23 protein-coding genes are annotated in these 23489 nt (G+C 71.7%); 6 read left to right on the top strand and 17 right to left on the bottom strand.

What is annotated here, in order from left to right; all coding sequences use genetic code 11:
* Positions 1 to 92 precede the first annotated feature (92 nt).
* The 3 genes from KF840_00400 to thiE are packed head-to-tail and all read left to right on the top strand — an operon-like array spanning position 93 to position 3315.
* Positions 93 to 1235 carry a PAS domain-containing protein gene (locus tag KF840_00400; protein ID MBX3023351.1) on the top strand — a complete coding sequence of 381 codons (1143 nt, stop codon included), beginning with the start codon at positions 93 to 95 and terminating at the stop codon, positions 1233 to 1235.
* Positions 1232 to 2695, top strand: coding sequence for a sigma-54-dependent Fis family transcriptional regulator (locus KF840_00405; GenBank protein ID MBX3023352.1), 1464 nt, complete (start codon positions 1232 to 1234; stop codon positions 2693 to 2695). Before KF840_00400 ends, KF840_00405 begins: the two co-directional genes overlap by 4 nt.
* Complete coding sequence (gene thiE, locus KF840_00410; GenBank protein ID MBX3023353.1) at positions 2695 to 3315, top strand: thiamine phosphate synthase; 621 nt, start codon at positions 2695 to 2697, stop codon at positions 3313 to 3315. Before KF840_00405 ends, thiE begins: the two co-directional genes overlap by 1 nt.
* Before the next feature lie 13 nt (positions 3316 to 3328).
* Here thiE and dnaB read toward each other — a convergent pair whose 3' ends face one another.
* Positions 3329 to 4696, bottom strand: coding sequence for a replicative DNA helicase (gene dnaB / locus KF840_00415; GenBank protein MBX3023354.1), 1368 nt, complete (start codon positions 4694 to 4696; stop codon positions 3329 to 3331).
* Positions 4697 to 4878: 182 nt separating this feature from the next.
* Here dnaB and KF840_00420 point away from each other — a divergent pair, with 182 nt between their 5' ends.
* Entirely contained in the window at positions 4879 to 6183 is a 1305-nt protein-coding gene (locus KF840_00420) for an SPOR domain-containing protein (GenBank protein MBX3023355.1), read from the top strand.
* 80 nt (positions 6184 to 6263) lie between these two features.
* On the opposite strand, the gene lpxC is transcribed toward KF840_00420, so the two are convergent.
* The 8 genes from lpxC to grxC form a co-directional block, all read right to left on the bottom strand.
* Positions 6264 to 7526 carry a UDP-3-O-[3-hydroxymyristoyl] N-acetylglucosamine deacetylase gene (gene lpxC, locus KF840_00425; GenBank protein ID MBX3023356.1) on the bottom strand — a complete coding sequence of 421 codons (1263 nt, stop codon included), beginning with the start codon at positions 7524 to 7526 and terminating at the stop codon, positions 6264 to 6266.
* A gap of 38 nt (positions 7527 to 7564) precedes the next feature.
* Positions 7565 to 9724, bottom strand: coding sequence for a PAS domain-containing protein (locus KF840_00430; GenBank protein ID MBX3023357.1), 2160 nt, complete (start codon positions 9722 to 9724; stop codon positions 7565 to 7567).
* A 221-nt stretch (positions 9725 to 9945) separates the two neighbouring features.
* On the bottom strand, positions 9946 to 10158 hold the full coding sequence (locus tag KF840_00435) for a DUF2905 domain-containing protein (protein MBX3023358.1): 213 nt from the start codon (positions 10156 to 10158) through the stop codon (positions 9946 to 9948).
* A 3-nt stretch (positions 10159 to 10161) separates the two neighbouring features.
* Positions 10162 to 11199: a Holliday junction branch migration DNA helicase RuvB gene (ruvB, locus tag KF840_00440; GenBank protein MBX3023359.1), complete on the bottom strand. Its 1038-nt coding sequence runs from the start codon at positions 11197 to 11199 to the stop codon at positions 10162 to 10164.
* Complete coding sequence (gene ruvA, locus KF840_00445; protein MBX3023360.1) at positions 11196 to 11783, bottom strand: Holliday junction branch migration protein RuvA; 588 nt, start codon at positions 11781 to 11783, stop codon at positions 11196 to 11198. The genes ruvB and ruvA overlap by 4 nt, the downstream gene beginning before the upstream one ends.
* Positions 11780 to 12382, bottom strand: coding sequence for a crossover junction endodeoxyribonuclease RuvC (gene ruvC / locus KF840_00450; protein MBX3023361.1), 603 nt, complete (start codon positions 12380 to 12382; stop codon positions 11780 to 11782). The genes ruvA and ruvC overlap by 4 nt, the downstream gene beginning before the upstream one ends.
* 36 nt (positions 12383 to 12418) lie before the next feature.
* Positions 12419 to 13171 (bottom strand): YebC/PmpR family DNA-binding transcriptional regulator, encoded by a 753-nt coding sequence (locus KF840_00455; protein ID MBX3023362.1) that lies wholly within the window; start codon positions 13169 to 13171, stop codon positions 12419 to 12421.
* 129 nt (positions 13172 to 13300) lie between these two features.
* Positions 13301 to 13564 carry a glutaredoxin 3 gene (grxC, locus tag KF840_00460; GenBank protein MBX3023363.1) on the bottom strand — a complete coding sequence of 88 codons (264 nt, stop codon included), beginning with the start codon at positions 13562 to 13564 and terminating at the stop codon, positions 13301 to 13303.
* A gap of 98 nt (positions 13565 to 13662) precedes the next feature.
* On the opposite strand from grxC, the gene mazG reads away from it, so the two are divergent.
* Positions 13663 to 14451 carry a nucleoside triphosphate pyrophosphohydrolase gene (gene mazG, locus KF840_00465; protein ID MBX3023364.1) on the top strand — a complete coding sequence of 263 codons (789 nt, stop codon included), beginning with the start codon at positions 13663 to 13665 and terminating at the stop codon, positions 14449 to 14451.
* Positions 14452 to 14492: 41 nt separating this feature from the next.
* Here mazG and murJ read toward each other — a convergent pair whose 3' ends face one another.
* Positions 14493 to 16130 (bottom strand): murein biosynthesis integral membrane protein MurJ, encoded by a 1638-nt coding sequence (gene murJ / locus KF840_00470; protein MBX3023365.1) that lies wholly within the window; start codon positions 16128 to 16130, stop codon positions 14493 to 14495.
* 70 nt (positions 16131 to 16200) lie between these two features.
* On the opposite strand from murJ, the gene rpsT reads away from it, so the two are divergent.
* Positions 16201 to 16473 (top strand): 30S ribosomal protein S20, encoded by a 273-nt coding sequence (rpsT, locus tag KF840_00475; protein MBX3023366.1) that lies wholly within the window; start codon positions 16201 to 16203, stop codon positions 16471 to 16473.
* A gap of 24 nt (positions 16474 to 16497) precedes the next feature.
* Here the strand turns inward: rpsT and KF840_00480 are convergent, their stop codons facing one another.
* The 7 genes from KF840_00480 to nrdR form a co-directional block, all read right to left on the bottom strand.
* Positions 16498 to 17103 carry a hypothetical protein gene (locus tag KF840_00480; GenBank protein MBX3023367.1) on the bottom strand — a complete coding sequence of 202 codons (606 nt, stop codon included), beginning with the start codon at positions 17101 to 17103 and terminating at the stop codon, positions 16498 to 16500.
* The gene (leuS, locus tag KF840_00485) at positions 17090 to 19621 is read right to left on the bottom strand and encodes a leucine--tRNA ligase (GenBank protein ID MBX3023368.1); all 2532 of its coding nucleotides are present in this window, start codon (positions 19619 to 19621) and stop codon (positions 17090 to 17092) included. The genes KF840_00480 and leuS overlap by 14 nt, the downstream gene beginning before the upstream one ends.
* A 124-nt stretch (positions 19622 to 19745) precedes the next feature.
* Entirely contained in the window at positions 19746 to 20174 is a 429-nt protein-coding gene (gene nusB, locus KF840_00490; protein MBX3023369.1) for a transcription antitermination factor NusB, read from the bottom strand.
* Positions 20171 to 20635: a 6,7-dimethyl-8-ribityllumazine synthase gene (locus KF840_00495; GenBank protein MBX3023370.1), complete on the bottom strand. Its 465-nt coding sequence runs from the start codon at positions 20633 to 20635 to the stop codon at positions 20171 to 20173. The genes nusB and KF840_00495 overlap by 4 nt, the downstream gene beginning before the upstream one ends.
* Positions 20636 to 20642: 7 nt before the next feature.
* Positions 20643 to 21851: a GTP cyclohydrolase II gene (gene ribA / locus KF840_00500; GenBank protein ID MBX3023371.1), complete on the bottom strand. Its 1209-nt coding sequence runs from the start codon at positions 21849 to 21851 to the stop codon at positions 20643 to 20645.
* Positions 21841 to 22941 (bottom strand): bifunctional diaminohydroxyphosphoribosylaminopyrimidine deaminase/5-amino-6-(5-phosphoribosylamino)uracil reductase RibD, encoded by a 1101-nt coding sequence (gene ribD / locus KF840_00505; GenBank protein MBX3023372.1) that lies wholly within the window; start codon positions 22939 to 22941, stop codon positions 21841 to 21843. The genes ribA and ribD overlap by 11 nt, the downstream gene beginning before the upstream one ends.
* Complete coding sequence (gene nrdR / locus KF840_00510) at positions 22938 to 23438, bottom strand: transcriptional regulator NrdR (GenBank protein MBX3023373.1); 501 nt, start codon at positions 23436 to 23438, stop codon at positions 22938 to 22940. Before nrdR ends, ribD begins: the two co-directional genes overlap by 4 nt.
* Positions 23439 to 23489: the final 51 nt, after the last annotated feature.

The following is a 23489-nucleotide window of genomic DNA, read 5'->3' on the forward strand; positions in this document are numbered from 1 at the left end:
CCCTGCGATCAGCCGACGTGATGCCACAGGCTGGGCGTCCCTCGTTTCCCTCGCCGGCGCCCTATGTTAACTCACGGGCTCGCGTGCCAATCATGAAATCACGCCTCCGCCACGCGCGTGCCCGGCTCGCGCCGCGCGTCGCTCCGGCGCCCCCGCTCGCCGACGTCCTGGCGGCGTTCAACGACGCCGTGGTCGTGCTCGACCACGAACAGCGGGTGGTGCTGTTCAACCCCGCCGCGGAAGAGCTCACGGGAGTGCCGCAGCGCCGCGCCCTCGGCGAGCCCTGCGCCCGCCTGTTCCAGGACACGCCCCTGATCGGCGAGGTGGTGGATCGGGTGATCCGCCTCGGCCAGAGTGAGTCGCGCACCGACGAGGGACTGGTGCGCGGCCGTCGGCGGGTCCCCGTGCGCGTGAGTTGTGCGCCACTGTGGGAACGCGACCGGGTGACGGGCGCCGCCCTGGTGATCCACGATCTCGGCTACCAGCGGACCCTCGAGGACTCGGCGCGGCGCCACGAGAGCCTGGCCCGCCTCGGCACGCTGGTCGCCGGCCTCGCGCACGAGGTCCGCAACCCGCTCGCCGGCATCAAGGGCGCGGCGCAACTGCTCCAGCACCATCCGTCGGCGCCCGCCGATCTCGCCGAGTACACCGCGGTGATCACGCGCGAGGTGAACCGCCTGAGCGCGCTGGTCGAGGACCTCCTCACCCTCGGCGCGCCGCCCAAGCCGCGGCTGGCGCCGGTCAACGTGCATCGCATCCTGCAGGAAGTCGTGGCGGTGGTCGAACCGGAGCTCACGCGCGCCAACGTGCGCCTGCAGTTCGCCTTCGACCCCAGCCTCCCCGACCTGCAGGCCGACGCCTCGCAGCTCAGCCAGGTGTTCCTCAACCTGCTGCGCAACGCCCAGGAGTCGATGGCCGTCGACGGCACCGCCCCGCCGGAGCGCAACGCCATCACCCTCGGCACGCGCATGGAAACCGACTTCCACATCCAGCGCGCCTCCGCTGGCAGCCGCAGCTTCCTGCGGGTCGAGGTCGCGGACCAGGGCTGCGGCATCGACGCGGCGACGGCGGCCCAGATGTTCGAGCCCTTCTTCACCACCAAGGCGCGCGGCACCGGCCTCGGTCTGGCGATCTCCGCGAAGATCGTCTCCGAGCACGGCGGCATCATGCGCGCCGCGCCCAACCACCCGTACGGGACGGTGATCACCGTCTCGCTGCCGGTCGCCAGGGGATGAGCATGGAATCGACCTCGCCGGGCACCATCCTGGTGGCGGACGACGAGGAGAGCGTCCGCTTCGTCCTCGCCAAGGCGCTGGAGAGCGCCGGGCACGTGGTGCTGCAGGCCAGCGGCGGCCGCGAAGCGCTCGACCGCCTGCGCGAACGCCCGTTCGACATCGCCTTCATCGACCTGCGCATGCCCGATTACGACGGCCTCGCCGTGCTCGGGTCGGCGCGCGAGTCGGGCATCACCACGCCGATCGTCATCGTCACCGCCCAGAACACGATGGACAACGCCATCGAGGCGATGAAGCGCGGCGCCTACGACTACATCGCCAAGCCGTTCAACATCGACGAGGTGCAGGCGGTGGCGCATCGGGCGCTGGAGATGGCGCGCCTCTCGACCGATCTGAAACGGGTCGAGCGCGAGCTGCGCGGCCGCTTCGAGGTCGGCGTCGCGATCATCGGCAACAGCCCGGCGATGCAGGAGATCTACAAGATCATCGGCCGCATCGCGAACACCGACACGACGGTGCTCATCCAGGGCGAGAGCGGCACCGGCAAAGAGCTGATCGCCAAGGTGATCCACTACCATTCGCCGCGCTGGAGCGGGCCGTTCGTCGCCATCAACTGCTCGGCGATCCCGCGCGAGCTGCTGGAGAGCGAGCTCTTCGGCCACGAGAAGGGCGCCTTCACCGGCGCGACCGAGCAGCGCCCGGGCAAGTTCGAGCTCGCCCAGGGCGGCACGATCCTGCTCGACGAGATCGCCGACATGCCGCTCGAGCTGCAGGCGAAGCTGCTGCGCGTCCTGCAGGAACGCGAGGTGACGCGCCTCGGCGGCCGCGACACGATCAAGGTCGACTGCCGCATCCTCGCCGCCACCAACCAGTCGCTCGAGCGCGCCGCCAAGCAGGGCCGGTTCCGCGAGGACCTCTTCTTCCGCCTCAACGTGGTGCCGGTCCAGGTGCCGCCGTTGCGCGATCGCCGCGGCGACATCGCCGAGCTGCTCACCTTCTTCATCGACAAGATCAACCGCGAGATGGGCACCTCGATCACCGGCATCTCGCCCGAGGCGCGCGACCTGCTGCTGCGCCACAACTGGCCGGGCAATGTACGCGAGCTGGAGAACACGCTGATCCGCGCCGCCGTGCTGGCGTCGGGCTCGACCATCATGCCGCGCGACCTGGCCCTGGCGGCGCAGGAGTCGACGCCGGCGATGTACGGCGACATGTCGCTCGAGGAGATCGTCCGCCTCAAGCTGCGCGAGTATTTCCGCCAGACCGGCGACGTCGAGCCGTCCGACCTGTACGCGCTGATCCTCGAGCGCGTCGAGCGGCCGCTGATCGAGCTCACCCTGGAGCGCACCGGCGGCAACCAACTGCAGGCCGCCGCCATTCTCGGGATCAACCGCAACACCCTGCGCAAGAAGATCTCGACCCTGAAGATCACGCCGCGGCGCGGCGCGGCGCAGGAGTGATGGCGGCGTTCGCCTTTCCGGAGCCGCTCTATCCGATCGCCGACGCCGACAGCAGCGCCGACGTCATCGCCCTCGCGGAGGCGATCCTGGCCGGCGGCGCCCGGCTGCTGCAGTTGCGCGCCAAGCGCGCCACGACGCGCGAGCTGATCGCCCTCGCCCGCGCCGTGCAGACACGCGCGCGAAGGGCCGGAGCGCAGCTCATCCTCAACGACCGGGCCGACGTCGCCAAACTGGTCGGCAGCGGCCTCCACCTGGGACAGGACGATCTGCCACCGGCCGCGGCGCGCGCCATCCTCGGGCCCGAGGCGGTGATCGGCTTCTCCACCCACACCCTGGCGCAGCTCGATGCCGCCGTCCGCGCCGGCGGCGTCGACTACCTCGCCTTCGGCCCGATCTTCGCCACCCGCAGCAAGGCGAACCCCGATCCCGCGCTCGGTCTCGCGACCCTCGCCGCCGCCCGCCCGCGATGCCCGCTGCCCCTGGTCGCCATCGGCGGCATCAGCGCCGAGACGCTGCCGGCCGCGCGCCGCGCCGGCGCCGACGCCGTGGCGGTGATCGGCGCGATCGCCTCGGCGGCGGACCCGGCGGAGGCGACGCGTCGCCTCCGCGCCGCCTGTTGACCGCGACCGGCGCTCACAGCTCGTCGATCTGCGCCGGGTAGTCGATGTCGTCCTGGGCCCGATTGTCGAAGCGGGTGTACTCGGAGAAGAAGGTCACGGGCACCGTGCCGATGGGGCCATTGCGTTGCTTGGCGATGATCACCTCGGCCTCGCGCTCGTCGGCGTTCTTGTCGTATACCCACGGCCGGTAGAGGAACATGATGACGTCGGCGTCCTGCTCGATGGCGCCCGACTCGCGCAGGTCGGCCATGATCGGCTTCTTCTCGCCGCCGCGCGATTCGACGGCGCGGTTGAGCTGCGACAGCGCGACCACCGGCACGCTGATCTCCTTGGCCAGGGCCTTCAGCGAACGCGAGATGCCGGAGATCTCCTGCTCGCGGCTGTCGGTGGCGTGGCCGCGCATGAGCTGGAGGTAGTCGACGACGATGAGGCTGAGGTTGGCGTCGCGTTCGCGCTTGAGGCGCCGCGCCTTGGCGCGCAGCTCGAGGACGCTGATCGCCGGCGTGTCGTCGATGTAGATCGGGGCCTCGGACAGCCGTTCGGCGGCGATCGCCAGCTTCGGGTAGTCGCGCTGCGCGGCGAAGCCGGCGCGCACCTTGGACTGGTCGACGCGCGCCTCCGAGCAGAGCATGCGCAGCACGAGCTGCTCCTTCGACATCTCGAGCGAGAAGACCGCGACCCCGGACTTGCCCTCGAGCGCCGCATACTGCGCCATGTTCAGGGCGAAGGCGGTCTTGCCCATGCTCGGCCGGCCGGCGACGATCACCAGGTCGCCGGGCTGCAGGCCGGCGGTCTTCTTGTCGAGGTCGACGAATCCGGTCGGCACCCCGGTCACCAGCTCCTGGCGCTCGTAGAGCTGCTCGACCGCCTTCATCGACTCGACGACGATGTCGCGCACGCGGAAGAACGACGGACGCGCCTTGCGTTCGCTGAGCTGGAAGATCTGGTGCTCGGCCTCGTCCAGGAAGCTCTCGACGTCCGCCGGCGCCTCGTAGCCCTTGAGCGCGATCTCGGTGGTGGTGCTGATCAACGAGCGCAGGATCGCCTTGTCCTTCACGATGCGCGCGTAGTAGCCGACGTTCGCCGCCGTCGGCACCCGCTCCACCAGCTCGGCCAGGAAGGCGGCGCCGCCGACCTCCTGCAGCTCGTTGCGCGAGCGCAGGGCGTCGGCCAGCGTCACCAGGTCCACCGGCTCGTGCCGCTCGCTGAGATCGAGCATGGCGCGGAAGATCCGGCGGTGCGCCTCGCGGTAGAAATCCTCGGCGATGATCAGCTCGACGGCGCGGTCGAGGGCATTGTTGTCGAGCAGGATGCCGCCGATCACCGCTTCCTCGGCCTCGATGCTCTGGGGCGGAACCTTGCGCAGTGACTCGTCGGCCATGGCAGGGCTCCATACTCCAGTCACCGCGCCGCGGCGAGCCCGCTCGCGCGCGAGGTGCTGGAACATGAGCGCGATGCCATGCCTCGGCGCAAAACACCGTCACGAATCGCACGTTCACAGTTGAATCGGCTGCTCATTTCGGTCACAAGCAGCTAGAGGTGTCGGTGGTGGACGGAGTGAGCGTGCGGCGGACCGCGAAGCATATCCTTCCCATCGCGTTCGTCGCCCTGGCGATGGCGAGTGGCGCCCGGGCGGTCGAGGATCGCGAGCTCGGCCGGCTGACGGCGCGGGCCGCCGTCGCCGTCGATGCCCGCAGCGGCGCCGTGTACTTCGCCCGCAACCAGGATCTGCCGCTGCCCCCCGCCAGCACCACCAAGCTGCTGACCGCGATCATCGCGCTGCGCCACACGGCGCCGGACGAGCTCATGCGGGTGAGCGCCAACGCCGCCAGCATGCCGCCCTCCAAGGCGTACCTGAAGGCGGGGACCGTGTTCACCAGCCGCGCCATGCTGCAGGCGCTGTTGATGAAATCGGCGAACGACGCCAGCGTCGTCATCGCCGAGCACATCGGCGGCTCGGTGCCGGGCTTCGCGCGCCTGATGAACCAGACCGCGCGGTCGCTGGGCGCCAGCAACTCGAACTTCATCACCCCGAACGGGCTGCCGACGCCCGGCCACTACTCGACGGCGCGCGACATGGCGGCGATCATGCGGACCGCCCTGCAGACCCCGGGGATGCGCGGCATCCTGTCGACGCCGACCGACGCCATCGAGCCGGTCAGCGGCGGGCCACGGCGCATCGCGCTGCGCTCGACCAACCGCATGCTGTGGCGCGACGATCTGGCGGTCATCGGCAAGACCGGCTGGACGCGCGAGGCGAAGCGCTGCTTCGTCGGCATGACCTCCGCCAACGGCCACGAGGTGATCATCGCCATCCTCGGCTCCAACAATCTGTGGGCGGACGTCGAGCTGCTGAGCCGCTACGGCCTGGGCCAGGCGATGCCGGGGTACGAGGACTGGCGGCAGCGCAATGGCTGGCAGCAGGCGGCGGTGGATCCGCCGGCCGCGGCCGCGCCGCCGGCGGTGACCTGGTACCGCGGCACCGGCGGCGTCCAGGCCGCGCCGCCCTCGGAGCGCAGCGAGCGCAGCGCGCGGGTCGCCAGCGCGCCGGCGATGACGACCTTCCAGAAGGGTGGCACGGCGGCGAAGCGCCCGGCGGGCGCCGCGATGGCCCAGGGCGATCGCGAGGATCCCCGGCGCGCCACGCTGCGCTACCACGTCGAGCTCGGGCGCTACCGCAGCAAGGTGCGGGCGGAGCAGATCGCGCGCGACCTCACGAAGCGCGGCTACCGCTCCGAGATCGCCTCCAGCGGCGGCGCGTACCGCGTGGTGGTGAAGAACTTCCCCTCGCGCGACGCGGCGCGCAAGGCCGCGACCACGCTCGGCCGAGCGCTGAAGGTCGAGCCGGTCGTCACCGCGAGCCGATAGCCGCGCCTCCGCGTGGCGGCGCGCAACGCGGCCTGACGGACCCGTGCGCGCTCCGCCGGAGCGCGCACGGGTCCGTCAGGCTAGCGGCCGTACCGTTCGTGGATCAGGCGCAGCAGCGCGATATTGTCGCTGTGGCCGGTCTTGCGGGCGACGACCCGGCCGCGCAGCGGTCGGCCGAGCAGGTAGAGATCGCCGAGGATGTCGAGGATCTTGTGGCGCGCCAGCTCGTCGGGAAAGCGGAGCCGGGTGTTCACGACCTTCTCGTCGTCGATGAGGATGAAATTGTCGAGGCGGCCGCCGCTCGCCAGCCCCATCGAGGCGAGCGCCTTCATGTCGCGCATGAATCCGAACGTGCGCGCCGGCGCGATCTCGGCGCGGAACGAGTCGCCGTCGCAATGCTCGTAGGTGTACTCCTGTCGGCCGACCGGCGCCGGGTAGACCAGCGTGTAGTGGACGCTGAAGCCGTCGGCGGGCTCGATCGCGATGCCCTCGCCCTGCGGATCGTCGCTGCCGACCCGCAGCGGCTCGTCGACGACGATCGGCTCGATGCCGCCGCCCTGATCCTCGATCCCCGCCTGTTCGACCAGCTTGCAGAACTCGACCGCCGAGCCGTCCATCGCCGGCACCTCGCTCTGCACCTTGATGAGCGCGTTGGTGATGCCGTAGCAGTGCAGGGTCGCGAGCAGATGTTCCACGGTGGCGACAGTCATGCCGCCGCCGTGCAGCGTCGTCGCGTAGCCGGTGGAGTCGACGTAGTCGAGGTGCGCCGGAACCGAGGCGCCGCTGGTGAGGGCGGCGAAGACGATGCCGCGCCCGGCCGGCAGCGGGTTGAGGATCAGGCCGGACTTCACGCCGGTGTGCAGACCGTGACCGCTGGCGATCACCGACTTGCCGAGGGTGCGCTCCGGGACGACCCGAGCCATGGCGTGGCCGTTGAGCGCCGGCCGCGCCGCGGCGCGCGGCGCCCCATCGGCGCGCAGCGCCCGCTGCTCGAGAGCGCGCCCGACGACGCTCAGCAGGGCGTCGATGGAGAAGGGCTTCTCGATGAAGTCGAAGGCGCCCAGCTTGGTCGCCTGCACCGCGGTCTCGATGTTGCCGTGGCCGGAGATCATGATCACCTGCGGCCGCTCGGGCTCCTCCTGCAGACGGCGCAGCAGCTCGATGCCGTCCACCTCCGGCATCCACACGTCGAGCAGCACCAGTTCCGGGCGCTCGCGGCGCACCAGGGTCAGCGCGTGGCGACCGTCCTCGGCCTCGAGCACCCGCAGCCCTTCGTCGCTCAACACGCCGCGCAGCGAGGCGCGGATGTCCCCTTCGTCGTCCACGACCAGTACGGTTGGCATCGTGAGCTCCTCCCGATCTCGAGCGGCCGACGAGCGCGTCACGCCCCGACGGCGGCGCGCAGGCGATCCGGCTGACGCAGCGGAAACTCGATCACCACCCGCACCCCGCGCGGCTCGTTGTCGCGGACGCGGATGTACGCGTGGTGATCGGCGACGATCGCGGACACGATCGCCAGCCCGAGACCGCTGCCGTCCTTCTTGGTGGAAAAATACGGCTCGAAGACCCGCGCCTGCACGTCGGGCGTCATGCCGTGGCCATTGTCCGCCACCTCGAGGCGCACCAGGCCGATGCGCGGATCGTGGGCGATCGAGACCTCGATGCGGCCGCCGCCCTCGCCGCCCTTGCAGGCGTGGACGGCGTTGTCGAGCAGGTTGATGACCACCCGCTTGATGGCGTCGGGATCGATGTCCACCGCCGGCAGCCTCTCGGGCGCCGTGAAGGTGAACGCGACCTCGCGATGCCCTTCGCGGAACAGCACCAGCGCCTCCTCGACGACGGCGCGCAGATCGTGCGGCGCGACCTCCAGCGCCGGCAGGCGGGCGAAGGCGGAGAACTCGTTGACCAGCCGCTTCAACTGCTCCACCTGGGCGCCGATGGTGCGCGTGCACTCGTCGAGCAGCGCCCCATCCTCCCCCTGCAGGGTGCTGGCGTAGCGCTTGCGCAGCCGCTGCGCCGAGAGTTGGATCGGGGTGAGCGGGTTCTTGATCTCGTGCGCGATGCGGCGCGCCACCTCGCGCCATGCCTCCATCCGCTCGACGCGGAGCAGGAAGGTGACGTCCTCGAAGAAGAGGATCATGCCGAGCGGCATCCCCTCCTCGTCGCGCAACGCGGTCGCGGTGGCGAAGGCGGTCACCGGCCGGGCACCGCCCGCCAGTTTGAGCTGCAGCTCGAGTCGATCACGGCGCTCGCTGCGCAGGCGTTCGATCAGCTCCGCCACCGGCTGCAGATCGGCGCGCGCGAAGACGTCCTGCCAGCGCCGGCCGCGCGCGTCCTCGCAGCGCAGCCCGAGCATGCTGGCGGCGGCCGGGTTCACCGTCGCCACCGCGCCGGTGGGATCGAGCGAGACGACGCCGGCCGTGATGTTCTCGAGGATGCTCTCGATGTAGCGATGGCGCTCGGCGAGCTCGCCGTGGATCGTCTTGAGATCGCCGGCCATGCGGTTGAACGAGGTGACCAGCGTGCCGATCTCCTCGTCGCCGCCGGCGGCGGCGCGATAGTCCCAGTTCCCCTGCGCCACCTCGCGCATGCCCTCGCCGAGGCGCTGGATCGGCACCGTGATGCCCTTGGCGAAGTAGAAGCCGAACCAGGTCGCCGAGAACAGCACCACCAAGGTGATGAGGAAGAAGGTGATCGTGTAGCCGCCGCGGATCGGCTGCTTCAGCACCTTGAGCTGACGGTACTCGTCGACCGCCTTCGCGGTGCGGCGCGCGGCGGTCGACACGTCCTGCGAAATGGCCCGCGCCACCACCACGGCGGCGACGACCCCGCCCTCCGGATCGCGCGCCGGCACGCCGCCGACCACGAGATCGCCGCGGCCGAGGCGTTCGGTGCGCGCGAACTCCTGCCCCTGGGCGAACAGCGCCCGCAGCTCGCCGCGCGGCAGCGGCACGCCGCGCGCGGCGATGCGCTCGCCGTGCGCGGTGGCGATCGGACCGGCGGGGCTGACCACGTCGATGCCGTCGACGCGCTGGTTCTCGCGCTCGGTCGAGAGCAGCGAGTTGAGCTCGGCGCGGCGCGCGCTGGCGAGCAGGCCGCGGCGCTCGATCTCGCGCGCCACCCGGTCGCCGACCACCAGGGTGTCGTCGGCCGCCTGCTGGTAGTAGCGGTGCGCCACGTCGAGCGCGCCGGTGAGCGCGGTCTGCACCCGCAGGCCGAACCAGTTCTCGATCACGCTGGCGAAGAAGCCCTGGGCGACCACGAACAGCAGCACGGTCGGGATCAGCGACAGGCTGGCGAAGGCGAGCACCAGGCGGGTGCGCAGGCGGGCGCCGAGGATGCGGCGCCGCCGCTCGACCACCAGCTTGGTGAGATTGCGCGCCACCAGGAACACCAGCAGCACGAGCAGGATCAGGTTCAGGTTGATCAGCAGGAAGAAGACGATGTTGCCGGACTGCGACGGGCTGTCCTGGAAGTCCGGCAGGCGGGTCTGGAAGAAGGCGAAGACGACGAACGCCACCGCCGTCACGGCAATCAGCACCGCCTCGCGCCGCCGCCTCCGCACCTCGTCCCGGGGCAGGTCCGACGAGGCCAAGCGGAGCTGTCTGAGCCACCGCGGGATCAACGGGGGGAGTCTAGGAGGGGCGGAGGTTGGGGGCAAGCACGCCCGGAAGCGGGATGCCTACGCCCCGTGCCCGTGCCTGGGCCCGACCGGCCGCCGGCTTCGCACGCGAGCACAGGGGGAAGGGCGACGTGGGCCGGTCAGCGCCGGAACAACCAGAACAGGAGCGTCAGGGCGATGCTGACGAGGATCGAGGTGGCGAGCGGGAAGTAGAAGGTCACCGGGCCGCGTTCGACGACGATGTCGCCGGGCAAGCGGCCCAGCCACGGCAGGCGGCCGGCGAACGTGAGGACCAGGCCGACGGCGAAGAGGACGCCCCCGGTGATCATCAGGAAGCGGCCGAGGTCGCCCATGGGTTACTCGAACAGCGAGCCCTGCGGCGCGCTGCTGGGCCGGCGGCGGCCGAAGTGGCCGTAGGCGAGTGGGGTCGCGACCCGGCCCTTCGGCGTGCGGTTGAGGAAGCCCTCCTGGATCAGGAAGGGCTCGTAGACGTCCTCGATGGTGTCCGCCTCCTCGCCGATCGCGGCGGCGAGGGTGTCGACGCCGACCGGGCCGCCGCCGAACTTGTCGATGATCGCCAGCAGGAGGGCGCGGTCCATGCGGTCGAAGCCGCGCCCGTCCACCTCGAGCAGCGCCAGCGCGTCGTCGGCGACGGCGCGGGTGATGACGCCGCCGGCGCGCACCTGCGCGAAGTCGCGCACCCGGCGCAGCAGGCGGTTGGCGATGCGCGGCGTGCCGCGGGCGCGGCGGGCGATCTCGTCGGCGCCGGCGTCCTCGATCGGCACCTCGAGCTTGGCGGCGGCGCGGCGGACGATCTCCGCCAGCTCGTCGGCGAGATAGAAGTCGAGCCGCAGGCTGACCCCGAAGCGGTTGCGCAGCGGCGCGCTCAGCAGCCCGGCGCGGGTCGTGGCGCCGACCAGCGTGAAGCGTTTCAGATCGAGTTTGATCGAGCGCGCCGACGGTCCCTGGCCGATCATGACGTCGATCTGGAAGTCCTCCATCGCCGGGTAGAGGATCTCCTCGACGACGCGATTCAGGCGGTGAATCTCGTCGATGAACAGCACGTCGCCCTGCTCGAGGTTGGTGAGCAGCGCCGCGAGATCGCCCGGGCGCTCGATCACCGGGCCCGAGGTGGAGCGGACGTTGACCCCCATCTCGCGAGCGATGACGTAGGCGAGCGAGGTCTTGCCGACGCCCGGCGGTCCGTACAGCAGCGTGTGGTCGATACTCTCGCCGCGGGCGCGCGCCGCGTCGATGGCGACGCGCAGGTTGTTCTTCACCGAGGTCTGGCCGATGTAGTCGGCGAGGTTGGTCGGGCGCAGCGCCGAGTCGAGCGCCGACTCGTCGTCGACCGGATCGCCCGACACCAGGCGTGGGGTCTCGTGCTCGCTCATCCGCTCAGCTTCTGCAGCGCCTTCCGGATCACGTCCGCCAGCTCGTGCGCCCCCGCCGCGCTGGCGGCGCGCACGGCGCGTTCGGCGTCGGCGGCACGGTAGCCCAGATTGACCAGAGCGGAAACCGCCTCGGCATCGCTGGCGCCGTCCGCCGCCGCGTCCGCGGACGGGGCCAGCATCAGCTTCCTCACCCGGTCCTGCAGCTCGACGACGAGGCGCTCGGCGGTCCGCTTGCCGACCCCGGGAATCGCCACCAGGCGGGCGACGTTGCCGCTCGCCAACGCCTCGCTCAAGTGGTCGGCCGGCAGCCCGGACAGGATGTTCAGCGCCATGCGCGGGCCGATCCCGGAGACGGTGATGAGCGCCCCGAACAAGGCCTGCTCGGCGGCGCTGGCGAAGCCGAAGAGCTCGAGCGCGTTCTCCCGCAGGTGGGTGTGGATGCCGAGCGTCACCTCCGCGCCCTCCGCCGGCAGGGCGCCGAAGGCGGTCAGCGACACCAGCACGCGATAGCCGACGCCGTGCACGTCGACGATCAGCGCCTCCGGGGACTTGAGCGCCAGGCGACCGGTGAGGCGCGCGATCATCGCCGCCAGCTCACCCGCCGACCGCGGCCGGCGCCGCCCCAGCCACGCGCCGCGGCGGCGGCGAGCAGCGCGTCGCCGTGGCCGGCGTGGGCGTGGCAGATCGCGGCGCCCAGCGCGTCCGCCTCGTCCGCCGCCAGCGCCTCGCCGACGGCCAGCAGTCGCCCGACCATGAGCTGCATCTGCGCCTTGGTCGCCCGGCCGCTGCCGGCCACCGCCAGCTTGATCCGCGCCGGGCTGTACTCGGCGACTCCGATGCCGGCGCGGCTGGCGGCGACCATCACCGCGCCGCGCGCCTCGCCGAGCCGAAATGCCGACTGGATGTTGTCGCCGACGAAGGTCTGCTCGAGGCTCAACGCGCTCGGCCGGAAGCGTTCGCAGAGGTCGAGCATCGTGTCGCAGATCAGCGCCAGGCGGTCGGCACGGACGCCCTGGCAACGCAGGATGCCGCTGGCGACCCGCGCCAGCCGGGCGCCGCGCGCGTCGATGACCCCCCAGCCGAGCACGACGGTGCCGGGATCGACGCCGAGCACGCGCAACGCCGGCGGCAGCGCGCCGGCGCGTGGGCCGTCTCCTGCTGCGGCGCGTCGGTTCCCGTCCACTCCCCCTCCCCTCCGCCGCCGGGTCCCGCCCCGCGATCAGGCGGCGCTCAGCCGTTCCAGCTCTTCCGGCGGGATGTCGAAGTTCGACGCCACTTCCTGGACGTCGTCGTGGTCCTCGAGCTCCTCGACCAGCTTCAGCGTCTGCTCGGCCTGCGCGCCGGTGAGGCTCAGGGTGGTCGACGGGACCATGCTCAGCGCCGCGCTGCTGGTGGCGATCTTCGCCTTCTCCAGCGCCTCGCGCACCGCCTCGAACGCGTCCGGCGCGGTGCTGACGGTGAAGACGTCGCCGTCATCGCTGACGTCGTCCGCGCCGGCGTCGAGCGCCACCTCGATCAGCCGCTCCTCATCGACCGCCGTCCTGTCGACGGTGAGGATCCCCTTCTTGCTGAACATCCAGGCGACGCAGCCGGCCTCGCCCATGTTGCCGCCGAAGCGGCCGAAGAGGTGGCGCAGCTCCGACACCGTGCGATTGCGGTTGTCGGTCATCGCCATCACCAGCACCGCCGCCCCGCCGGGTCCGTAGCCCTCGTAGGTGACTTCCTCGTAGGTGACACCCTCGAGCTCGCCGGTCCCCTTCTTGATGGCACGCTCGATGTTGTCGGTCGGCATGCTCTGGGCGCGCGCCGTCGTCACCGCCGTGCGCAGGCGCGGGTTGGCGTTGATGTCGCCGCCGCCCAGCTTGGCGGCGACGGTGATCTCCTTGATCAGCTTGGTGAAGAGCTTGCCGCGCTTGGCGTCCTTCGCGGCCTTCTTGTGCTTGATGGTGCTCCACTTGGAGTGGCCTGACATGGATGCTCTCCCGCAGCGGATTCGGGCTGATCGTTAGCACACGCGCGGGCGCCGCTTCAACGCGTTCCCGCGCCGCCCGCCCGCGGGCAAGTCTTCGAAGTCACACAACTTTCGGCGCGCAGCCGGCGTTCAGGATGGACCTCGGAGCAGGCCGTCGAGGTGGCCGCCCTGCTCCAGCTCGTAGAGCTCGTCGAACCCGCCGATCGCCTGCTGATCGATGAAGATCTGCGGCACCGTGCGTCGGCCCGACGCCTCGATCATCTCGGCGCGCCGCGCCGCATCGCCGGTGACGTCGATCTCCTCGTACGCCACGCCTTTGCGATCGAGCAGGCGCTTGGCCTGGACGCAGTAGGGGCAGGACACACTGGTGTAGATGCGCACGGGGGCGGCCATGGAGCAGTTGTAACGAGGGGGTCCGGGGGGAGCAATCCACCTCGACCCGCGCGCCGAGGCGCGTTGATTCCCCATCCGGTGCGCGCTAGCAGCCGGGCATGACCGTCGGCGAAGCCTTCGAAGGGCTGGTGCGCATCATGCACCGGCTGCGCAGTCCCGGCGGCTGCCCGTGGGACGGCGAGCAGACGCACGCCTCCATCAAGCCGTACACGATCGAGGAGGCGTACGAGGTCGCGGAAGCGATCGACAGCGGCGACGATCGCGAGCTCTGCACCGAGCTCGGCGATCTGTTGCTGCAGATCGTCTTCCACGCCGAGATGGCCGGCGAGCGCAACGCCTTCACGGTCGCCGACGTCATCGCCGCGATCAGTGACAAGATGGTGCGCCGCCACCCGCACGTCTTCGCCGACGTGCAGGTGAGTGGCGCCGACGACGTGCTGCGCAACTGGTCGCGGATCAAGGCCGCCGAACGCAGGGCCGGCGGCGACGCCTCGGCGTTGGCCGGCGTGCCGCGCGCCATGCCGGCGCTGCTGCGCGCGCAGCGGCTGGGCGAAAAGGCCGGCCATGCCGGGTTCGACTGGAGCGATGCCGGGGGGGTGCTCGCCAAGGTGCGCGAGGAGCTCGGCGAGCTCGAGGCGGCGCTGGCGACCGGCGATCGGGCGCACGCCGCCGCCGAGCTCGGCGACCTGCTGTACGCCGCCACGTCGCTGGCGCGGCATCTCGGCACCGTCGCCGAGGACGCGCTGAACGGCGCCGCCGACCGCTTCAGCGATCGCTTCCGGCACATGGAATCGGCGCTGGCGGCCGACCAGCGCGACGTCCACGGCGCAACGCCCGAGGAGCTGGACGCACTCTGGCAGGCGGCGAAGCGCGCCCTGGCGCGGTAGCCGCTGCGCCCGCGCTCCCGGCCGCGCCGAGCGCCCGCGGGTCACGCACGCCGCGCGCGTCGGATGCGCGCCGCGATGGTCCGGCGGACGCTGGCCACCTCGGGCCCGCCGAGCGCCACCGCGGCGGCCCCGTACAGGGCGCCGCCGGCGGCGATGATGCCCGTCAGCGCCAGCGCGCGATGCAGGCCGGGCGCCATCCAATCGACCATCGGCGCCAGCCCGGCGAGCAGCGCCGCCATCGCCAGCGACGCAACGGCGGCGCGCAGCAGCGAGCCGCCGATCGTGCTCGTCTCCAGGCCACCGAGGCGACGGTTGATCGGCACCGCCAGCAGCGCGGCATTGACGGTCACCGCGATCGACGCCGCCATCGCCAGGCCGACGTGGCCGAGGTCGGCGATGCGCAGCGCGCCCGCGACGCCACCGATCGCCGCCCCCAGGGACGAGCCGCCGGCGTAGGGCAGCGCGCCGACCAGCGCCAGGCTGGCCAGCAGGTTCACCGCGAAGGCCCCCGCCGCGGCCCACATCGGCAGGCGCGGCTCGCGCAGGGCATAGAACGCCGGCGCGATCACCCGCACGAGCGCCAACGCCCACAGCCCGGCGGCGTAGGCCTGCAACGCCGCCGCCGTCAGCTCGACATCGGCGGCGGTGAAGGCGCCGCGCTGGAACAGCACCGCGGTGATCGGCCGTGCCAGCAGCACCAGCGCCACCGTCGACGGCACCGCGACGTAGTTGGTGAGCGCGATCGCGAAGCTGAGGCTGTGGCGCATCTCGGCGTGCGCCTGCCGCACCGCCTGCTCGGCAAAGCTCGGCAGGGCGGCGGTGCCGAGGGCGACGGCGACCAGACCGATCGGGAACTCGAGCAGTCGGCCGGCGTACCACAGCGCCGAGACGCAGCCGGCGGGCAGCAGGGAGGCGATGCTGGTGCTGAGCAGGACGTTGATCTGGTACATCGCCGTGCCGAGCGTCGCCGGGGCCAGCAGGCGCCAGATCGCGCCCAGCGCCGGATGGCGCGGCTCCCACGCCGGCATCACCGCGGTGCCGTCGCGGCGCAGCGCCGCGATCTGCAGCAGCAGTTGCAGCGCGCCGCCGAGCAGGACGCCGACCACCAGCGACGCGACGCCGAGGCGCGAGGTCAGCGCCACCGCGGCGGCGATGATGCCCAGGTTGAGCAGCACCGGCGACAACGCCGGGGCGAGGAAGTGGCGGCGGGCGTTGAGGTACCCTCCGTAGACCGCGACCAGCGAGATCAGCAGCAGGTAGGCGAACAGCCAGCGCGCCAGGCGATCCGCGAGGGCCCGGGTGGCCGGCTCGGCCGCGAACCCCGGGGCCAGCAGCGCCATCCAGGCCGGGGCGAAGATCACCCCCAGCAGCGTGAGGGCGACCAGGGCCAGCCCGAACGCGGCCACGGTGGCGCGCAGGGCGCGCTCGGCGGCGGGTGGCGGGCCGGCGGCGAGGTAGGAGCCGAACACCGGGACGAAGGCGGCGCTCATCGCCCCCTCCCCCACCAGCCGGCGCAGCAGATTGGGCAGCCGGAAGGCGACGAAAAAGGCATCCGCCGCCGGCCCGGCGCCGAAGTAGTAGCCCGTGACGGCATCGCGCACGAGACCGCTGACCCGGCTGGCCAGGGTCAGGGCTCCGACCTGCCCGGCGGCGCGGGCGATGCGGCGGTTCTCGCTCATCTCCGGCGGTCAGATTGCCTTGCCCAGGCACCCATGGTAGGCGAACGGTTTCCAGCGAGGAGGACCATCTGTGGCCAACCGGCACGCGTCCGCGATCAAGCGGAACCGGCAGAACGAGAAGCGACGCCTGCGCAACCGCTCGGTGCGCGCCAAGGTGCGCTCGGAAGTGCGCAAGGTGCGCGAGGCGGTCGCCGGCAAGGACGCCGGGGCCGCGGCGACGGAGCTCAAGACGGCGATCAAGGAACTGAGCAAGGCGGCCTCGAAAGGCATCCTGCACAAGAACGCCGCTTCGCGTCGCATCGGTCGTCTCAGCAAGCAGGTGGCCGCGCTGCAGCGCGGCTGATCCGCCCCGCCGCCTCGGGCGGCATCAGAAGTCGTCCAGAATCCGGTCGTGAACGTCACGGGCGATCGAGCGCACCATGCGCTGGATCGCCCGTTGTTTTTCGGTCTCGGCGAGCTGGATGTCCGTCAGGTCGGCCAGGTTGGCGAAGTCGAGCGTGCCCTGCTGGAACTGCGAGGAGCTCGGCACCACGGTCTGGCGGCTGACGCTGTAGTCCTCGATCGCCAGCATGCGCTTGCCGCGCCACAGCACGGCGCCGTCGCTCTGCCGGGTGAGCACGACGTCGAGCACCAGCTTGGCCTCGTACTCGAGCGCCTCGTCGTCGGAGTTGAACGCCACCGGTCGCGTCTTGAACTCGCGGATCGTGCCGCTGATCACGCCCTCGCCCTCGCTCGGGTGCTCGCGCAGCGCCAGCGCGCCGTGCTCGTAGAACTCGCGCTCGACGGCGAAGGCCAGCGTCTTGCTCAGTCCCTCCTGATGCGACTCGTTGCGGAACTCCCCCACGGCGACGCTGGTGATGTTGCCCGGCACCTTCGTCTGCTGGCCGGCGAGCGTGTAGCCGCAGCCGGACAGCAGCAGGCCGGCGAGCACCGCGGCGCGGACGCGGGGGCGCCAGGCGTCAGGCGACCACATTGACCAATCGCCCGGGGACGACGATCACCTTGCGCGGCGGCTTGCCGTCGAGCGTGCGGGCCACGCCGTCGCTGGCGAGCGCCAGCCGCTCGATGGTGGCGGTGTCGGCGTCGCGTGGCACGCTGATGACGTCGCGCCGCTTGCCATTCACCTGCACGGCCAGCTCGATCGTGTCCTCGACGCACAGCGCCGCGTCGTAGCTCGGCACGCTGGCCAGCGCGATCAACGACGCCTCGCCGAGCCGCGACCACAGCTCCTCGGCCAGGTGCGGCGCGTAGGGCGCGAGCAGGCGGAGGAAGTCGCGGACGATGGCGCGCGGCAGCGTGGCGCTGGCGGTCGCCTCGTTCACGAACACCATCATCTGCGCGATGGCGGTGTTGAAGCGCAGCCCCTCGGTGTCCTCGAGCACCTTCTTGATCGTCAGGTGGAGGGTGCGGCGCAACGCCGCCTCGCTCTCCGCCGGCGCGTCGCAGAGCCGCGCCGCGGCGCCGCCGCTGCGCTCGTCGACCACCAGGCGCCAGGCGCGCTGCAGGAAGCGGTAGACGCCCTCGACGCCCGACATCTGCCACGGCTTCACCTGATCGAGCGGGCCCATGAAGAGCTCGTAGAGTCGCATCGCATCAGCGCCATACGCCGCGATCACGTCGTCCGGGCTGACGACGTTGAGGCGCGACTTCGACATCTTTTCGATCTGCGTCGCGAGTGGCTCGCCGGTGGCGCGGGCGCAGGCGATGCCGTCGCGCTCCTCGACCTCACTCGGGTGATAGTACTTGCCGCGCGCGTCCTGGTAGCTGTAGGCGAGAATCATCCCCTGGTTGAACAGGCGCTGGAACGGCTCGCTGGTGTGCACCAGGCCGCAGTCGTAGAGCACCTTGTGCCAGAAGCGGGCGTAGAGCAGGTGCAGCACGGCGTGCTCGACGCCGCCGACGTACAGGTCGACCGGCATCCAGTACTGCTCGGCCGCCGCCGACCACGGCTCGCGGTCATTGGTCGGATCGAGGTAGCGCAGGTAGTACCAGCACGAGCCTGCCCACTGCGGCATGGTGTTGGTCTCGCGCACGCCGACGCGACCGTCGGGCAGGCGCACCATCAGCCAGTCGTCGCCGGCGCGGGCGAGCGGCGGCTTGCCGTCCTCGGTCGGCCGGTACTCGTCGATCGGCGGCAGCGTCACCGGCAACTGATCGGGCGGCAGCGGCAGCGAGGTGCCGTCCTCGAGCCAGACCACCGGGATCGGCTCGCCCCAGTAGCGCTGGCGCGAGAACAGCCAGTCGCGCAGGCGGTACTGAGTGCGGACCGTGCCGAGGTTCCGCTCCTCGAGCCAGGCGATCATGCGCGCCTTGGCGGCGTCGACGGCGAGCCCGTCGAGGAACTGCGAGGCCACCAGCGTGCCGTCGCCGACGTAGGGCGCCTCCTGCACTGGGACGCTGCCGCCGGACACCACCTCGCGGATCGGCAGATCGAAGCGGCGCGCGAACTCGTGGTCACGCTCGTCGTGCGCTGGCACCGCCATGATCGCGCCGTGGCCGTAGGTCATCAGCACGTAGTCGGCGATCCAGATCGGCAGCCGTTCGCCGGTGACCGGGTGGAGCGCGTCGGCGCCGGTGTAGACGCCGGTCTTGCCCGCGTCGGCGCCGCCTTCGACGCGGCGCGCGGCGGCGGCGACGTACGCCTCGACGGCGGCGCGCTGTGCCGGGCTGGCGATCCGCGCCACCAGCGGATGCTCGGGCGAGAGGACGCAGTAGGTGCAGCCGAACAGCGTGTCGGGTCGCGTCGTGAAGACCGGGAAGGTGAGCGCAGAGTCGGCGACGCGGAAGGTGATGTCGGCGCCCAGCGACTTGCCGATCCAGTTGCGCTGCATGTCCTTGACCCCCTCGGGCCAGTCGAGGCCGTCGAGGTCGTCGAGCAGGCGCTCGGCGTAGGCGGTGATGCGCAGCATCCACTGCTGCATGTTGCGCCGCTCCACGGGATCGCCGGTCTCGACGTACTTTCCGTCCTTCACCTCCTCGTTCGCCAGCACCGTGCCCAAGGCCGGGCACCAGTTCACCGGCATCTCCGCGACGTAGGCGAGTCCGCGCTCGTACAACTTCAGGAAGATCCACTGCGTCCAACGGTAGTAGTCGGGCAGGGCGGTGCTGATCTCGCGCCCCCAGTCGTAGCTGAAACCGAGGCGCTTGATCTGGCGGCGGAAGGTGTCGACGTTGCGCTGCGTGATCACCGCCGGGTGGATGTTCTCGCGCATCGCCGCCCGCTCGGCGGGCAGGCCGAAGGCGTCCCAGCCCATCGGGTGGAGGACGTTGTAGCCCTGCATGCGCTTGAGGCGCGCCAGCACGTCGGTCGCGGTGTAGCCCTCTGGATGCCCGACGTGCAGCCCGGCGCCCGACGGGTACGGGAACATATCGAGGATGTAGTACTTCGGCTTCGCCGCCCACTCGGCGGGCTCGGTCGGGGCGCGGAACGTGCGCCGCTCCTCCCAGACCTGCTGCCACTTGGGCTCGATGACGGCGGGGTCGTAGCGCATGGCGGATTCGGTGGCAGCTACCAGAGGGTCGGGGTCAACAAAAGGATCGCGGATCACGCGGATTTCACGAATCGGGCTCCCGCTCGATCCGTGCGATCCGCGCCATCGCCGGCTGGTCTTCCGCTCACGACGCCACGGGCTTCTGGCCGCGTTCGAGGCCCATTCGCTTGGCGACGGCGTCGAGCACGCCGTTGACGAAGGCGGCGGATTCGCTGGTGCCGAAGCGGCGCGCCACCTCGACGGCCTCGTTGATCGCGATCTCCTTCGGCAGGCCGTGGGTCATTTCGTAGACGGCGATGCGGATGACCGTCGCGTCGATCTGCGCCAGGCGATCGAGCTTCCAGTGTTCCGACACCGACTCGACCTGGGCGTCGATCGCGGCGCGCTCGGCGCGCACGCCGCGCACCAGCACCCAGGCGAACTCGCGGGCGCGCGGGCTGGCATCGAAGCTCTCGGCGAAGCTGTGCAATCCCTGCTCGGACATCTCGCCGCTCATGTCGAGTTGGTAGAGGACCTGCAGCGCGAGCTCGCGCCCCTTGCGGCGCACGCTCATGCGAAGTCGCGCGCCAGGTTCGCCATTTCGATCGCCACCACCGCCGCCTCGGCGCCCTTGTTGCCGTGCGCGCCGCCGGCGCGCTCCAGCGCCTGCTCGAGGGTGTCGGTGGTGAGCACCCCGAGGGCGATCGGCAGGTGGTAGGCCGTGCCGAGCCGGCCGAGCTCGGCGACCACCCAGGTGGCGATCATGTCGAAATGCGGCGTCTCGCCCCGCACCACCGCGCCGAGGGCGACGATGGCGTCGACGCGCCGGCTGCGGGCGTACAGGTCGGCGAGCAGCGGCAGCTCGAAGGCGCCGGACACGTGCGCCACCTCGATCGCCGCGTCGGCGACCCCATGCTGCGCGAGCGCCGCGAGCGCGCCCGCGAGGAGGCGCTCGGTGACGACGCTGTTGAAGCGCGAGACGGCGACGCCGACGCGCAGGCGCGATCCGTCGCGGGAGGTGTCGTGGCGACGCATCGCGGGCTCAGCTCAGCTTCAGACCGCTGAACAGGTGACCGAGCTTCTCCTGCTTGGTGCGCAGGTAGCGGATGTTGCCCGGATGCGGCGGCACCTCGATCGGCTCGCGGGAGGCGACGGCGATGCCGTAGGTCTCGAGCCCCTCGATCTTCTTCGGGTTGTTGGTCACCAGGCGGATACTGTTCACGCCCAGGTCGCGCAGGATCTGGGCAGCGATGCCGTAGTCGCGCCCGTCCTCCTTGAAGCCGAGCTCGAGGTTCGCTTCGACCGTGTCGCGGCCCTGGTCCTGCAGCGCGTAGGCGCGCAGCTTGTTGGCGAGGCCGATGCCGCGCCCCTCCTGGTGCAGATAGACGAGCACGCCGCGCTTCGCGGCGCCGATCATGTGCAGCGCGCGTTCGAGTTGGTCGCCGCAGTCGCAGCGCGCCGAGCCGAACACGTCGCCGGTGAGGCACTGCGAGTGCAGCCGCACCATCACGTCGTCGCGGCCGTCGACGCTGCCCTTGACGAGCGCGAGGTGCTCGTGGCCGTCGACCGCGTTGCGGTAGACGACGGCGCGGAAGCGGCCACCGCTGCGGATGGTGAGCGGCCGCTCGACGACGCGCTCGACCAGCGATTCGGTGCGCAGGCGATAGGCGACGAGATCGGGGATGCGCACGATGCGCAGCTCGAACAGCTCCGCCAACGCCCGCAGGTCGTCCTCGGCGGCGAGGCTGCCGTCGTCCTTCAGGATGGCGCACACCGCGGCCGCGGGCGCGCGACCGGCGAGGCGGGCGAGGTCGATCGCGGCCTCGGTGAGGCCGGGTCGGGCCAGCACGCCGCCGGCGCGGCCGACGATCGGGATCACGTGCCCGGGCATGACGATGTCGTCGGGGCCGGCGTCGGGCGCCATCGCCGCCTGGATGGTGGTCGACCGGTCGCTCGCCGAGATGCCGGTGGAGACGCCGCGCCGCGCTTCGATGGACGCGCCGTACGACCGGCGGAGCACGGACGGCGCGTCCGGCGCCATGAGCGGAATGCCGAGCTTGCGCAGGCGGTCGTCGGTGAGCGCCAGGCACACCAGACCGCGGGCGTGCATGGCCATGAAATTGACCGCCTCGGGCGTGACCAGGTCGGCGGCCATGCAGAGCTGCGATTCGCCGCTCTCCGCCTCGGTCAGGATCACGAAGCGGCCGGCGCGCAGGTCGGCGAGCGCCGCGTCCATCTCGTCAGCGCGCATCGGCACCCTCCGGCACGGCGCGCAGCAGCCAGTCGTCGCCGACGCGGTCGGCGCCGAGCAGGCGGAGGCGCGGCGCCTCGCCGAGGTGGCGCACGCCGAGCGAGGCGAGCATCGGCCGGCCGTCGCCGCCGATCAGGCGCGGCGCCACGAACAGGGCGAGCCGGTCGACGAACCCCTCGCGCAGGGCGCTGGCGGCCAGGGTGGCGCCGCCCTCGAGCAGGACGGAGGCGATGCCGCGCTGGCCGAGGGCCTCGAGCAGCCGGCGCAGCGAGACGCGACCGCCGCGCCCGGGCAGGGACAGCACCGTGGCGCCGCGGGCGCGCAACGCCGCCAGCTTTCGGCCCGAGGAGATCACCGTGGCGACGACCGTAGCCGGCGCCGCGTCCTTTGTCAGCACCAGGGCCGAGGCGGGAAGGCGCAGGCGGCTGTCGACGATGACCCGCAGCGGATCGCGGCCGCCGCGGCGGCGGCAGGTGAGCTGCGGATCGTCGGCGAGGACGGTGCCGATGCCGACCATGACGGCGTCCATCTCGTCGCGCCACTGGTGCACGAGGCGGCGCGCCGTCGGGCCGCTGATCCAGCGGGAATCGCCGTTGCGGGTGGCGATGCGGCCATCGAGCGTCGCCGCCAGCTTCAGGGTCACCAGCGGCCGGCCGCGCCGCACCAGGCTGGTGAAGGCGGCGATCAGCTCCTCGCAGGCGGGGCGTTCGACCCCGGGCAGCACCTCGACGCCGGCGCGACGCAGGCGGGCGGCGCCGCCGCCGCGGACCCGCGGATTGGGATCGCGGGCCCCGAACACCACCCGGCGCACGCCGGCGGCGAGGATCGCCTCGGTGCACGGACCGGTGCGGCCGTGATGGTTGCAGGGCTCGAGGGTCACGTAGAGCGTCGCGCCACGCGCCCGCGCCCCGGCATCCGCGAGGGCGGCGGCCTCGCCGTGCGGGGCGCCGGGGCGGCGGTGCCACCCGCGGCCGACGACGCGGCCGCGATTCACGACGACGGCGCCGACCGGCGGATTGGGGCTGGTGCGGCCGAGACCGCGGCGCGCCAGGGCGATCGCCTGGCGCATGTAGTCGGCGTCGCGGTTCACGCCGAGCCGGAGCTCACCTGGCCGCGACCGCGCCGCGATCGCTGGCCTTCCTTCACCAGGTCCTGCAGCTCGCGCATGAACTCGCCGACGTCCTGGAACGAGCGATAGACCGAGGCGAAGCGGACGTAGGCGACCTGATCGAGCTTGTGCAGCTCGCGCATCACCGCTTCGCCGACGACCGAGGTCGGCACTTCCTTCTCGCCGCGCTCCTGCACCAGGCGTTCGACGCGGTCCGCCGCGTGCTCGATCGCGGTCGCGCTCACCGGCCGCTTCTCGCACGCCTTCTTCAGCCCGGCGACGATCTTGGCGCGATCGTAGGGCTCGCGGCGCCCGTCCTTCTTCACCACCAGCGGCAGCGTCTCTTCCACCCGCTCGTAGGTGGTGAAGCGGCGTTCGCACTTGGCGCACTCGCGGCGGCGACGGATGGCGCCGTCGTCCTTGGTGAGGCGCGAGTCGATGACCTTGTTTTCCAGGTCGTGGCAGAACGGGCACTTCATGGGCGCAGGCGAGGGTTACCGCATGGGGGGGACGGCGGCAAACCGGGCTGC

It is taken from the genome of bacterium, assembly GCA_019637795.1.
Classification (GTDB): Bacteria; Desulfobacterota; Binatia; order HRBIN30; family CADEER01; genus JAHBUY01.